We start from the raw sequence: 13,389 nt of genomic DNA on the forward strand, positions 1-13,389 counted from the left end.
TCTATTCGTCGGCAGCGTCAGATGTGTATAAGAGACAGGCCGATATAGTTATAAATAAAGAAATAAACTAAAAAGGAAGGACGATATGCAAATAGATGCAAATATGAACTCAAATGTTTTCTATCATAATGGCTACACATCTATATCATCAAGTAGCGCTAAAACCAGCATATTAGTATCTTCTGGCTATGGTACAAAAGATATCGTTAGAAGTAATGATGTGCATGTCGAACAAAGAGAAGAAGTTAGACAAAAACCTACAATTATTAGAAAAGAAGATGTCACAGAGTTACAAAAAAATTTAGAAAAATTACAAGATCAAAGAAGCGATATAGCTGATCAAATTTCAAGCATCCAGCACCTGAAAGATCGTGATTCTATGCAGATGCTTCATCATCTAAATTTAGAACAATCAAGCATTCAGAATAACATTTTAAGTATTAAAACTCAAATGACAGAAATGGTATAGGCTTAAGACTAAGCCTTACCGATAATAGTTTTTAAAACCAAACAAAAATCCTCTAAAAAGTATCCCATTGACTTATAGAAGTTACTGTTAGCATTTTGTTCAAGCTCTTTTGCAAGTTGCTCGGCATATGGCAAGAAAAAAGAGAGGCTAAAAGCAGCAAGAAGTTGCATAGACTCTTTTGTCGCATCTTTTTTTAAGATATTTGCTATCAAAATGAGCTGATTTGAGATGCTATCAACCTCGCCCATTTTTGGCTCAAAATTTATAGCCTTGTAAAATTGTGCCAAATCATCTTTTGCACTTGAAAAATAGTAGCTTGCTTCAAATTTTGCCTTTAAAATGACAAAATCATCACACAGAGCTGCACTGCTCTCATCTTTGATAAATTTAGCGTAAAGCTCATTTCCTTTTACGTTCGCATCACTCTTTGTCTGCGTTATCCATGCACTTGTCTTTTTGATACGCATAAAAGATGAGACACCCAAGATGCCATTAAAATTTGTAGCAAGTGCAGCTGCTACGACGCTGTAAAGCTCTCCAAGTCTCAATTTTAATCCTTAAGCTTCAAATATCTAAGTCTAAGCGCATTTAGCACGACAGTGACCGAGCTTAAGCACATTGCCATCGAGCCATAAACTGGGCTTAAAAGCAGTCCAAATACCGGATATAGCACGCCAGCAGCCACTGGTATGCAAATGGCGTTATACATAAATGCCCAAAACAAATTCTCTTTTATGTTAGCAATAGTCGCATTTGCAAGCTTTACAAGCCCACTCACGCCACGCAGATCGTTTTTTACAAGCACGATATCACCAGCGCCTTTAGCGATGTCTGAGCCTGAGTTCATAGCGATGCCAACGCTTGCTTCTTTAAGCGATGGCGAGTCGTTTATGCCGTCCCCTACAAAGATCACGCCACCTCGGCTCATGAGCTCTTTTACCTTGTTAAATTTGTCCTCAGGCAACATATTTGCATAATACTCGCTCACATTTAGCTTGCTAGCGATATTTGCCACTACTTTTTTATCATCACCTGAGAGGATCACGCTTTGTAAATTTAGCCTTGAAAGCTCGTTTATAACGCTATTTGCTTCGTTTTTTAGCTCATCGCTTAGCGTTAAAAAGCCGCTAAATTTTTGATTTAGCGCACAAAGTATGATGCCACTTCCGTCACTTGTAGCCTCTTTTATCGCCTCACTATCAGCTTCATTTAGCAAGATATTGTTTGCTGCGAGCAGTTTTTCGTTACCTATTATTATCTTGTTACTCTCGTCTTCATAGACGATGCCTTGGCCAACTACGTTTTGGAATTTGCCATTTAGCTTTTGTAAATTTATGTAATTTTGTTTTGCGTATCTTACAATCGCTTTTGAGATCGGATGCTCGCTTAAATTTTCAGCAGATGCCACTAGCTCTAGCTCTTTTTCGCTCAAATTTGAGCTCTTGACACTGATTAGCCCCTTACTTAGCGTGCCAGTTTTGTCAAATGCTACAAATTTAGCATCTTTTATAAGCTCCAAAACCTCTGGATTTTTCACCAAAATCCCAGCTTTTGCACCACGCGCGAGCGAGCTTACGATTGCTATTGGCGTGGCAAGTCCTAGTGCGCATGGGCATGATATGATAAGCACGCAGATCGCGCTAGAGATCGCATAGGCGAAATTTCCACTAAAAATTATCCATATTAAAAATGTAAGAACTGAGATCGCCACCACACTTGGTACAAAGATGTTTGCTATCTTGTCAGCCAGCCGTCCGATAGGCATCTTTTTAGAGCTAGCGTCGCTTAGTAGGCTTAAAATTTGAGATAGCAAGCTTTCAAAAGAACTCTTTGTTACCTTGACACTTATATAGCCATTTGTGTTTAGAGTGCCGGCAAATACGCTATCTCCCACCTCTTTATAAACTGGCAAGCTCTCTCCTGTAAGCATAGAAGCATCTATCTCAGCGCCACCTTGAACTATCACGCCATCACTTGGGATGTTGTAGCCATTTTTTACGATGACGATGTCGCCTACTTTTAGCTCATTTACATTTACCTCTTTGCTCTGTCCATCTGGCATGACCAAAAAGGCGGTCTTTGGTGAAATTTTAAGTAGCGTCTTTAGGTAGTCGCCTGCCTTTGCCTTTGAGCGCTCTTCAAGATACTTACCAAGCAAAACAAAGGCTATTATCATCGCTGCGCCCGAGATATAGACGTTTTTTAGATCATCTGGGATGAAATTTGAAAAGATCACAACAAAAAGCGAGTATAAAAATGCACTACCGCTTCCAAGAGCTACAAGCACGTTCATATCGTAGTTTTTGTTTTTAACAGCCTCTATGGCGTGAGCAAAGAAGTCTTTGCCACTAAAAGCTAGCACCAAAAATGCTAAAACTAGCATGAGTAAATTTACTAGCAAGCTCTGAGGCGCGAACATCTCAAGCGCCATTATCACGATGCTTGCTATAAATGCAAATATAAATTTATTTCTGATCGCAGTTATATGCTCGTCTCTTTTGGCTTCAAATTCATCAATATTTGTCGCCACAAAGTAGCCAAGCTTCTTTATCTTTTGCTCTAAAACTTCACGCACGCTGGCGTCTTTTAGGACAAACTCACCGCTTGCATTTGCAAAATTTACATTTGCTTCAAGCACCCCATCTATCTTTTTGGAAACTTTCTCGATAGCGTTTGAGCAATTTACACAGCTCATTCCCGCTATATTTAGCTTGACTTTTAAAGGCATATCAAAGCTCCTTTATAACGTCAAATCCAAGATCAGCCATTTCTGATTTAAATTTCTCTACATCGCCATCTTTTATATCAAGGCTTACTTGTCTTGGCTCTTTGCTAAGATCGACTTTTATCTCACCAAAGTCATCTTCAAGTGCGTTTTTTATAGTATTTGCGCAGTTTTGGCAATGCACGTTATTTACCTCAAATGTTTTCATATTATCTCCTTTATCATGTGGTCGTATTCGTGTAAATTTATGATCTTTTTGGTGTTAAATTTAAAGCCAAGGCTCTCGTAAAATTTACGAACTTTTGGCTTATTTACATCAACTATCAGCGAGACCTTTTTATGTCCTAGCTCTTTTGCTTTGGCAAATGAGTGCAAGATAAGCTCTTTTGCAAGCCCTTGGCCTCTAAATTTCTCATCCACAGCGATGCTATCTATATAAAACTCATCATCAAAGCACTCTTTTTCCACCTCGGCGTCTTTGCCAAGCGCCTTTAGATGCTGCGAAATTTCTCTATCAAGCTGCTTCACATCGCCACCAAAATATACACACATCGCAGCGATGATCTCGCCGTCACGCTTACATATATATATGTTTTTGTAGCTTAGTCTGTTTGTTTCGCTTTTAAAAAATGAGTGTAAAATTTCGTCGCTTTTTAGGGGATCGTCGTAGCCGCTTAGCTTGTAAGCGATATCTTCCATTGCCAAATTTAGTAGCCTGATGCAGCTTTTTGCATCTTGTTTTTGAGCATTTTCTATCATGGCTATGATTATATGCCTTTAGCTTAAATTTTTACCAAATGTTAGGTTGTGATTTGTAAATTAAAAAGCCTTTGGCGGCAAACTAAAAATGTTTTAAAAAAGTATAAAATGTTTTTAGTTATAATCCATAAAAAATTTATTCAAGGATATTTATGGGACGAGCATTTGAGTACCGAAGAGCCGCAAAAGAGGCTAGATGGGATAAGATGAGTAAGGTATTTCCAAAACTTTCAAAGGCTATAACAGTAGCTGCAAAAGATGGCGGATGTGACCCAGATATGAACCCTAAACTTCGCGCGGCGATCGCAGCTGCAAAGGCTGAAAATATGCCAAAAGACAACATCGACGCTGCTATAAAAAGAGCAAATGGCAAAGATAGCGCCGATATTAAAACGATCTTTTATGACGGCAAAGCAGCTCACGGCGTGCAAATCATCGTTGAGTGCGCGACTGACAACCCAACAAGAACGGTCGCAAATGTCAAGGCGATATTTAGCAAAAATGGCGGAGAAATTTTGCCAAGTGGCAGCCTTAGCTTTATGTTTACAAGAAAGAGTGTTTTTGAGCTTGAAAAACCAAGCGCAGATGTCGAAGAGATCGAGCTTGAGCTGATAGACTATGGTCTAAGCGATATCGAGGCTGACGATGATACGTTATATGTTTATGGCGACTATGCAAATTTTGGCACACTACATGAAGGGATAGAAAAGCTAAATTTAGTAGTTAAAAAAGCTTCACTTCAATACCTACCAAACCAAGCTGTAAATTTAGACGAAGAGCAGATGCTTGAGGTCGAGAAGCTTCTTGATAAGCTAGAAGACGATGACGACGTTCAAGCAGTTTATACAAATATCGAGTAAAAAGGAGCAACATGCGTTTTGATGAGTTAAAAGTTTATGATATAAATTTAGACGAACTAAAAAAAGATAAATTTGCAGTTTTAGAGACAGACAAAGGCGAGATAAGAGTTGAGCTTTTTGCCGAGGAAGCGCCGCAAGCTGTTGCAAATTTTGTCCATTTGATAAAAACAGGCTTTTATAATGGCCTAAATTTTCACAGAGTTATACCAAATTTCGTCATCCAAGGTGGCTGCCCAAATGGCACAGGCACAGGCGGTCCTGGCTGGAGGATAAAATGCGAATGCGACAACCAAAAGGTAAAGCATGAGCGTGGAAGCCTTAGCATGGCTCACGCAGGTCGCGACACTGGCGGATCGCAGTTTTTCATCTGCCACAGCAAGCAACCTCATCTTGACGGCGTGCATACAGTCTTTGGAAAGTGCGCTGACGATGAGAGCTTAAAGGTACTTGATGCTATCAGGCAAGGCGACAAGATCCTCTCAGCAGAGATCAAGCAGAGCCTATAAAAGGGGAATTTATGGAGAGTGCAAAAACGCAAAAAAGTCTCTTTGTGAGACTATTTACCAATCTCGCCATTTGGGTTGTGATAGGTATAGTTGGCGGTGTTATCGTCGGTATGGTCGCACCTGAGCTTGGCATAGCGAGCAAGCCAGGCATTGATTATTTTATAAAAGCCCTTAAAATTTTAATCGGCCCTATCATCTTTTTAACGATCGTTTCAGGCATCGTCGGACTTGAGAGCCTAAAAGATCTTGGCACCATCGGGCTTAAGGCATTTATCTACTTTGAGATAGTTAGCACGCTTGCTCTTGCTGTTGGTATCATCTTTGGCGAGACGCTTCGTCCAGGACATGGCATGAACCTTGACTACACCCAGCTTGATGCCTCAAGTGTTGCTAAATTTACATCGCAAGCTGGAAATATGGATGCAAATAGTGGCTTTTTAGCACACACGCTTCATCTTTTAAGAGGCGCTGTGCCAGTAGATGACATCTTCCCTTACGTGCATATACTTGATCCATTTATAAAATCAAACACACTTCAAGTTCTTTTCATGGCGATAGTGGTTGCCATCGTGCTTTCGCTACTTGCTCATGATAAAAAGCAAGCTTGTCTAAAACCGCTTGAATTTATCCAGCACTACGTCTTAAAGCTTCTTACTTGGCTTATGTTATTTAGCCCAGTGGCTGCCTTTTCGGCGATGGCTTACTTGATCGGTAAATTTGGTATCGGAACACTTCTTGGTATGATGGAGCTTCTCATAGTTATGTTGCTCGCAAGCTGCTTTTTTATCTTTGTCGTGCTTGGTATCATCTGCTACTTTGCAAAGGTCAATGTCTTTAAATTTATGCGCTTTATCTCAAAAGAGGTCTTGGTCGTTTTTGCGACAAGCTCGAGCGAAACAGCTCTTGCACCACTTATGCAAAAGCTAGAAGCAGCTGGTATAAATAGAGGTGCAGTTGGCCTCATCATCCCAACTGGCTACTCATTTAACCTTGACTGCACCAACATCTATCTAAGTTTAAGCGTTATCTTCTTGGCTCAAGCATTTAATATCCCACTAACTTTTGAACATCTAATAAGCATACTAATCGTGCTAATGATCACAAGTAAAGGCGCTGTTGGCGTTACAGGCTCAGGCTTTGTCGTCCTTGCTGGCACACTAAGCGCACTTCCAAGCACTGGCATACCAGTCGTAACCGTAGCTGTGCTACTTGGCGTTGATAAATTTATGTCAGAGATGCGTGCTGTTGGTAACCTTTGCGGCAATGCCGTTGGCTGCATGATCGTATCTATCTGGGACAAAAAGGTTGATATGGAGAAATTTAGATACGCACTAGATCATCCAGACGAATTTCACTTCCACTCATAATAGAGTTTTTTAAGGGGCAATCGCCCCTTTTTATCTTAAATTTACTTCAAAACTTAAAGCGCTTACTCCCTATTTTTACAATGCCAAATGAAAATTTAGAAATTTTATTTTTAAATATAGAAACTAATATTATAATTATTGAAAATTTTAATTTGGAGGAGTTATGAAGACATTAGGCATCATAGGCGGCATGGGACCACTTGCCACGGCTGATTTATACAAAAAGATCATCGATATAACCCCAGCAACTTGCGATCAAGAGCACCTACACATCGTTATCGACTCATACGCACAGATAGAAGATAGGACAAAATTTATCATGGGCGAGGGAGAAAGTCCACTTCCAAAGCTGATTCAAAGTGCTAAACTTTTAAAAAATGCAGGATGCGAAGCGATGCTAATGGCTTGCAACACGGCTCACTACTTTGCTCCAAGTATCGAAAAAGAGGCTGGAGTGAAAATTTTGCACATTGCAAAAGTTACCATAGATGCCTTGCAAAAGAAATATCCGCACGCTAAAAATATCGCTGTCATCGCAACAAGTGGCACAAAAAAAGCAGGCGTTTATGATCAAATTTTAAAAGAGCGCGGGCTAAAGAGCGTAGATTTTAGCAAAGAGACGCAAGATGTCATCATGGAGTGCATCTACAAAGGTGTCAAAGCTGGCAAATTAGAAGAGTATGTGCCGGTATTTTATGAAGTGCTTTCAAACATTGAAGCTGACGTTTATATCGCAGGCTGCACCGAGATACCGATGTTTTTACCATTTATCAGCAGCGAGTATAAATTTATAGCTTTTAGCAAGGCAAAAAGCTCTCCAGTTGGGCTAGCTCTTATATCAAAGATAAAGCCAAGTGGCAGTGAAATTTTTGAAGTGCCAAATGTAAAAACTAGAAACATTTTAAAGGTTGTTTTTGAGGTGGAGGGTAAGAAATTTAGCGTTTTTGTTAATCACTTCCCAGCTTATAAAAACGGCATAAATATGCAAAAAAAGGCCGAAAGAACGCTAAGAGCGGCTCTTGGTAATGAGCAAAATGCCATAGTTTTGGGCGATTTTAACTCACCTTATGGGCAAAAATCCATCTTAAACGATATCATCGCAACTCGTGGATATTATGATCTTTATAGCTTTTTAGCCCCAAAAGATAGATATTCTCATGCAGTCCATGGCAAAAAGCGAGCTATTGATCACGTTTTGCTCTCGCCTAGCTTTATGGCAAATGGCGATCTAAGCTATGTCGCTGGCAGTTTTGAGGTCTTTAAGCCAAGCTTTGTGCTTGATGAGCATGGCTTTGCAAAGAGCGATCTTTATTCAGACCACTTTGCACTTAAATTTAAAATCTCAACCAAACCAAGTCCTGCTAAATCAAATGAAAATTTAAAAAAAGAAGCTAAAAAAGTAGAGGATCAAAACTACAAAAAAGCTGACATAGAGACACTTTTTGAGCATCCTGAGGATGTGCCAGCACTTGTGGAGCGAGCTGTTGTCATCTTAAAAGATAAGCATGGCTTTATCATCTCAAAAAATCGCCGTGGAATTTACGTCTATGATCCTAAAAATAGTGTCGGTGTGGGCGATGAGCTTGACATTTTGATCAGGCGAGTGAAATTTTACAAAGAGGCGCTTGAAGTAAGCTCTTATGAGATCATAAATGAGCATGACACAAAAGATGTAAGCGAAAATTTACTTGATAGCTCAAAGCTAAGCATTGCAAGAAGCGGCGATGTGATCGCTAAAATTTCAGGTAGGCTAGAGGGTGGGTACTTGCATACACCACATGGCAAGATCAGAGTTTATAGCAAAAAAAGGCTAAAAGATGGCGAGTATAGCTTTGAGCGAGCGAGGGTGAAAATTTATAAAAACGAAAAAGAGATCGTTGTGGAGTAGATGGTGCAAATTTTAGATATTTTTATGATCGCAGTGTTTGTTTTGTTTGTGATATTTATGATAAGAGGTGTCATTTTGCAGGCGCAAGAGAAGGAGAGAGTAAGAGAGATGATAAGAGAAAAAAGAGAAAATTTTAATAAAAAGAGTGAGATATGAAAGAGTTGTTACTAGAGATCGGAGTCGAGGAGCTCCCAGCGATACCATTTTTAAGGGAGCTGCCAAACATCAACGCTAAATGGCAGGCTGTGCTTGAAAAATATAACATCAAAAGCGAGTTTAAATTTTACTACACGCCTCGCCGTTTGGTCTTTTTCCATGAGAAATTCCCGCAGGCTCAGCCAGATAGTGTGGCTAGTTTTGTCGGTGCGCCAAAGCAAGTGGCGCTAAAAGACGGAGCTTTTACAAAGGCTGCACTTAGCTTTGCTAGCAAATGTGGCATCGAGGAGAGCGAGCTTAAATTTAAAGAGATAGACGGCAAAGAGGTGCTTTACTACGAAAAAGAGGTAAAGGGCGAACCAGTCGCTAAGATAATGGGCGATATGGTTGAAGAGTTTTTAAAGAGCCTTAGCTTTGGCAAGTCTATGCGCTGGGGCAATGGCGAGTTTGAGTTTATCCGACCGATAAGATCGTTTTTGTGTTTGCTTGGCGATGAGGTCATTAAATTTAACAAATTTGGCGTAGAGAGTAGTAACTCTACGTATCCGCACAGAAGTGTTAGCTACGACATGATAAAAATTTCAAATATAAAAGAGTATTTTGATGGCTCAAAGAGCCGTGGTGTCGTGCTTGAAGCGGACGATAGAGAAAAAATAATCCTTGATGAATTTGAAAAGATCAGCCAAAAAAGTGGGCTAAAGATCGAGACCGATAAAGACTTGCTATCTGAAGTCGTGGCGATCACCGAGTATCCAACAGCGCTTCTTGGCTCGTTTGAAGAGGAGTTTTTGGAGGTGCCAAGCGAGGTCATCATCACCTCTATGAAAGAAAATCAGCGCTACTTCCCAGTCTTTAAAGAGGGCAAGCTCGCAAATGGCTTTGTAGTCGTTAGCAACGCTATCACAGATGACTACTCGCTCATCATTAAGGGCAACGAAAAGGTGCTAAGAGCAAGACTAAGTGACACGATGTTCTTTTGGCAAAGTGACCTGGCGCACGAATTTGGCCCAGAAAAACTAAAAAATATAACCTACCTAAAAGAGCTTGGAAGCATCTATGAAAAGGAGCTTAGAGAGCTAAAAGTGGCTAAAAAACTAGCTAGCAACTATGATGAGCTACTTAAAAAAGAGGCTGGCGAGTATGAGGCGAAGCTAGATCGAGCTGTAATGCTAAGCAAGGCTGACCTTACAACGCAGATGGTTTATGAATTTACCGAGCTTCAAGGCGTCATGGGTGCTTACTACGCAAAGGCTAAAAATGAGGATGAAAATGTCGTTTTAGCCATAAAAGAGCAGTATCTGCCAGACGGCGAGGAGGCGGATTGTCCAAGCAAGGTCTTTAGCTCGGTTGTGGCACTTTCAAATAAGCTTGATACGCTAATGGGACTTTTTAGCATCGGCAAAATACCAAGCGGCACCAAGGACCCATACGCTCTAAGACGCGCGGCAAATGGCGTGATAAAGATCGTTTTGGCGCATAATTTGAAATTTAACGTAAAAGAAATTTTAGAAGATATCGCAAAAGAGTATAAGAAATTTGACGTTGAAGTGCTTATAAATTTCATCCTTGATAGGCTCTACACATTCTTTGACGTAAACGCTTCTATCGTAAAAGCGTGCATAAAAAGCGGCGAAAAGGACATCTTGGAGCTAACTAAGATGATAGAGGCGCTTGCTAAAATTTCTAGCGAGCCAAGCTTTAGAGAGAATTTCTCGACATTTAAGCGCCTTGCAAACATCATAAAAGATGATAAATTTAGTATGGTTGACGAGAGCCTCTTTGAGATAGATGCTGAAAAGGCCCTAAATGACGCGTTTAAAGCGGTTGATAAGAGCTTGGCATACGAGCCAAGGCTAAAAGCACTATTTGCTCTAAAGCCGCAGATAGATGAGTTTTTTGACAAAGTTATGATAAACGTTGAAAACGAGAAAGTGCGAAATAACCGCGTCGCGATCATCGGTCAAATTTATAGTGAGATATTAAAAGTAGCTGATATAAAAGAGATCAGCTTATAAAATTTCGCCAGCTTCAGGCTTTGCGCTTGGGCTGGCTTTTTAAATTTAGATCTACATTCCAACTCGTAGCCAGCGACCTAGCCAATAAACCGCCCGAGAGCTTACTGGCTCATTTGTTGTTGCTTTTGATAATGGCTAGGATAGTCTAAATTTATACAGAAATTTAAGGTTTATCGTCCGCAAAAGATGATAAACCTTTTTTATGCTCTATTTTTTCTTTTTCTTAAATTTCTTCTTTGGCTCAGCCTTTTTAGCCTTTGCCTCGCTCTTTAAATTTAGTTTTGCCTTGACCCTTTGCATATCGTTAAAGCCCACGCCTTGGACCTTTTCAAGCTCCTCGACGCTTTTAAATTTATGAGCTTTTCTATATTTTATTACATTTAGCGCTTGGCTTTTGTTTAGCCCAAGGCTCATTAGCTCGCTCTTGCTGGCCGTGTTTAGGTCAGCCCCACAGGCAAAGCTCACAAGCGCTAAACAAAGTAAAATTTTCAAATTTCTCATCTTATCTCCTAGAACAATAATCCATCGTTTTCTTGATCTTGAATAATATCGTTTGTTGGCGTATTTTGCGGTAGTGGTGAGTCATTTGTATAGTACTCATCAGCGCCGTTAAAATATCCCTTATAAACGCCCTCTGGCTGTTCAAATGCGCGTCTTAAGGTTGGATAGAGCTTGACGTAGCCCTCCATAAATTTCTTAAAGACAGGCGCCGCTGTCCTGCCGCCACCCTCGACCTTTTTCATAGGGCTGTTATCGTCGTTTCCGTACCAGATGATGGCCTCTATATCAGGCGAGTAGCCGCAAAACCAAGCGTCGATGTTGTTATTTGTCGTGCCAGTCTTGCCAGCGATCTGTACGCCGTTTATCTTGGCGTTGCGTCCGGTGCCGTTATTTACGACATTTTGAAGCAAGGTTGTCATCAAAAATGCCTGCTCAGGCTTTAACACTTGCTTTCTTTGTGGCTCGTAGTCCATAGACGCGCCAAAGCTATTTTCTATATGCTTAATGAGCGTTGGCTCGACTATCTCGCCGTCATTTGGGAACATCGAGTAAAATTTCGCAAACTCAAGCGGCGAAATCCCAAAGCTTCCAAGCGCGATAGAGAGGTTTTCAGGGATATCGTTAAAGCCCATGTCAGTTAGCTGCTTGCGAACAGAGCTAAGGCCAAGGTCGTTTAGTAAATTTATGGTCGCAAGGTTGCGTGACTGGGTTATGGCTGATTTTATCGTGATATATCCTTGAAAGCCGCCGCTATAGTTCTTTGGCGTCCACTCTTTGCCATTTCCCATATCAAAGCTTCTGGCGATGTCAGCCACTTGCGAGACCACCGAGTAGCCGCTATCAAGGGCGATCTGGTAGATAAATGGCTTAAAGCTCGATCCTGGCTGGCGCTTGCTCTGGGTAGCTCGGTTATAGCTACTTTTTGCGTAGTCGATACCGCCAATGAGCGCTAAAATTTGACCGCTTTGTGGGTGAGTAACGACGATAGCGCCATTTAGCATCTCTGGATTTGCTTTTTTATCCCTTTTTAAAATTTCATTGTAGCCATAAACTAGGGCGTCTTGAGCGATCTTTTGCACGTTTAGATCAACCGTGCTTTGTATCCTATAACCGCCAGTTTTTATATCGTCAAATTTCTTTGAAGCCTCTTTGATGATCTCATCAACCACGTATGGGGCTTTGTTTCGCGTGAGTGTGTCGTCAAAGACTGCTGGCTCTTCAAGTATGCCCTTGCGGTACTCCTCCTCGTTTATCCAGCCGATACTATACATCCTTTCAAGCACCCTGTTTGCGCGGCTTAGCGAGAGGTCGAGGTGCTTTGTAGGGTCGTAGGTGCTTGGCGCCTTTGGTAGGCCAACTAGTATGGCTATCTCTTTTATGCTTAGCTCGTTTAGCTCTTTTCTAAAGTACCCTTCAGCTGCCGTCTTTACGCCGTAGTAGCCGTGGCCAAAATATACGTGATTTAGATATCTTTCGATGATGTCCTCTTTACTAAGCTCGCTTTCAAGCTTGATCGCAAGGACGACCTCTTTTATCTTTCTTGTAAATTTCTTCTCGCGGCTAAGGGCTAGGTTTTTGATGAGTTGCTGCGTTAGTGTAGATGCGCCTTCTACTAGCTTTCTAGCCTTAATATCCTTTATCGCCGCCCTTGCCATAGCTTCGACGTTGATACCGCCATGCTCAAAGTAGCTCGTATCCTCGATAGCCACGAGCGCTTCGATGACACGTGGCGGGATGTCGTTATACTTTATATAAATTCTATTTTCTTCAAAGATATTTGCGATGAGCTCGTTGTTTCTGTCAAAAATTTGCGTTGTGAGTTTTGGTTTGTAGTCAATGATGGAGTAGGCGTCAAACCTCACTTGCGAGTAGAAGTATAAAAACGCTCCGCCAAGCGAAATGGCAACTATAAAGATAAATGCCAAGATATATTTCATAAAAATGCCTTTAATATTTTTAAATTTAGCCCCATTGCCGTGCTGGTCTCGCCGTGCTGGGAGATGATGTATTTTTTATTAAAATTTTCTATCGTCATGGCTCCGGCCTTGCCCTGCCAAAGATCGCCCGATAGGTAGTTGTGCAGGTCGGCTTCGTCAAATTTAGCAAATTTATACTCGGCAAAGCTTACGTTAATAAGCTCGAA

Annotated in this window: 13 protein-coding genes and 1 pseudogene; 7 read left to right on the forward strand and 7 right to left on the reverse strand. The window is 40.9% G+C overall.

What is annotated here, in order from left to right; translation table 11 throughout:
- Positions 1-85: 85 nt before the first annotated feature.
- Positions 86-469, forward strand: coding sequence for a hypothetical protein (locus Q0296_RS10590; RefSeq protein ID WP_021087597.1), 384 nt, complete (start codon positions 86-88; stop codon positions 467-469).
- Positions 470-477: 8 nt separating this feature from the next.
- Here Q0296_RS10590 and Q0296_RS10595 read toward each other — a convergent pair whose 3' ends face one another.
- The 4 genes from Q0296_RS10595 to Q0296_RS10610 are packed head-to-tail and all read right to left on the reverse strand — an operon-like array spanning position 478 to position 3,953.
- The gene (locus tag Q0296_RS10595) at positions 478-1,017 is read right to left on the reverse strand and encodes a hypothetical protein (RefSeq protein WP_298040381.1); all 540 of its coding nucleotides are present in this window, start codon (positions 1,015-1,017) and stop codon (positions 478-480) included.
- 2 nt (positions 1,018-1,019) lie between these two features.
- The gene (locus Q0296_RS10600; RefSeq protein ID WP_298040384.1) at positions 1,020-3,197 is read right to left on the reverse strand and encodes a cation-translocating P-type ATPase; all 2,178 of its coding nucleotides are present in this window, start codon (positions 3,195-3,197) and stop codon (positions 1,020-1,022) included.
- A 1-nt stretch (position 3,198) separates the two neighbouring features.
- Positions 3,199-3,402, reverse strand: a complete 204-nt coding sequence (locus Q0296_RS10605; RefSeq protein WP_004317198.1) for a heavy-metal-associated domain-containing protein — start codon at positions 3,400-3,402, stop codon at positions 3,199-3,201.
- Complete coding sequence (locus Q0296_RS10610; RefSeq protein ID WP_298040385.1) at positions 3,399-3,953, reverse strand: GNAT family N-acetyltransferase; 555 nt, start codon at positions 3,951-3,953, stop codon at positions 3,399-3,401. The genes Q0296_RS10605 and Q0296_RS10610 overlap by 4 nt, the downstream gene beginning before the upstream one ends.
- 152 nt (positions 3,954-4,105) lie before the next feature.
- On the opposite strand from Q0296_RS10610, the gene Q0296_RS10615 reads away from it, so the two are divergent.
- From Q0296_RS10615 to glyS, 6 genes and pseudogenes are all read left to right on the forward strand, one after another.
- Complete coding sequence (locus Q0296_RS10615) at positions 4,106-4,813, forward strand: YebC/PmpR family DNA-binding transcriptional regulator (RefSeq protein ID WP_107856074.1); 708 nt, start codon at positions 4,106-4,108, stop codon at positions 4,811-4,813.
- An 11-nt stretch (positions 4,814-4,824) separates the two neighbouring features.
- Positions 4,825-5,319 carry a peptidylprolyl isomerase gene (locus Q0296_RS10620; RefSeq protein WP_298040387.1) on the forward strand — a complete coding sequence of 165 codons (495 nt, stop codon included), beginning with the start codon at positions 4,825-4,827 and terminating at the stop codon, positions 5,317-5,319.
- Between the two features lie 11 nt (positions 5,320-5,330).
- Positions 5,331-6,686, forward strand: coding sequence for a cation:dicarboxylase symporter family transporter (locus tag Q0296_RS10625; RefSeq protein WP_298040389.1), 1,356 nt, complete (start codon positions 5,331-5,333; stop codon positions 6,684-6,686).
- Between the two features lie 163 nt (positions 6,687-6,849).
- Positions 6,850-7,479, forward strand: a pseudogene (locus Q0296_RS11570) (amino acid racemase); the annotation flags it as partial.
- Between the two features lie 1,098 nt (positions 7,480-8,577).
- The gene (locus tag Q0296_RS10635) at positions 8,578-8,730 is read left to right on the forward strand and encodes a hypothetical protein (protein ID WP_188117264.1); all 153 of its coding nucleotides are present in this window, start codon (positions 8,578-8,580) and stop codon (positions 8,728-8,730) included.
- Positions 8,727-10,745: a glycine--tRNA ligase subunit beta gene (glyS, locus tag Q0296_RS10640; protein ID WP_298040398.1), complete on the forward strand. Its 2,019-nt coding sequence runs from the start codon at positions 8,727-8,729 to the stop codon at positions 10,743-10,745. Before Q0296_RS10635 ends, glyS begins: the two co-directional genes overlap by 4 nt.
- 207 nt (positions 10,746-10,952) lie before the next feature.
- Here the strand turns inward: glyS and Q0296_RS10645 are convergent, their stop codons facing one another.
- The 3 genes from Q0296_RS10645 to Q0296_RS10655 form a co-directional block, all read right to left on the reverse strand.
- Positions 10,953-11,246 carry a helix-hairpin-helix domain-containing protein gene (locus tag Q0296_RS10645; protein ID WP_298040400.1) on the reverse strand — a complete coding sequence of 98 codons (294 nt, stop codon included), beginning with the start codon at positions 11,244-11,246 and terminating at the stop codon, positions 10,953-10,955.
- An 8-nt stretch (positions 11,247-11,254) separates the two neighbouring features.
- Positions 11,255-13,183: a transglycosylase domain-containing protein gene (locus Q0296_RS10650; RefSeq protein WP_298040402.1), complete on the reverse strand. Its 1,929-nt coding sequence runs from the start codon at positions 13,181-13,183 to the stop codon at positions 11,255-11,257.
- A partial coding sequence (locus tag Q0296_RS10655; protein WP_298040404.1) for a Maf family protein occupies positions 13,180-13,389 on the reverse strand: 210 nt, incomplete at its 5' end. The genes Q0296_RS10650 and Q0296_RS10655, both read right to left, overlap by 4 nt.

The sequence above is a fragment of the uncultured Campylobacter sp. genome (genome assembly GCF_937890585.1).
Taxonomy (GTDB): Bacteria; Campylobacterota; Campylobacteria; order Campylobacterales; family Campylobacteraceae; genus Campylobacter_A.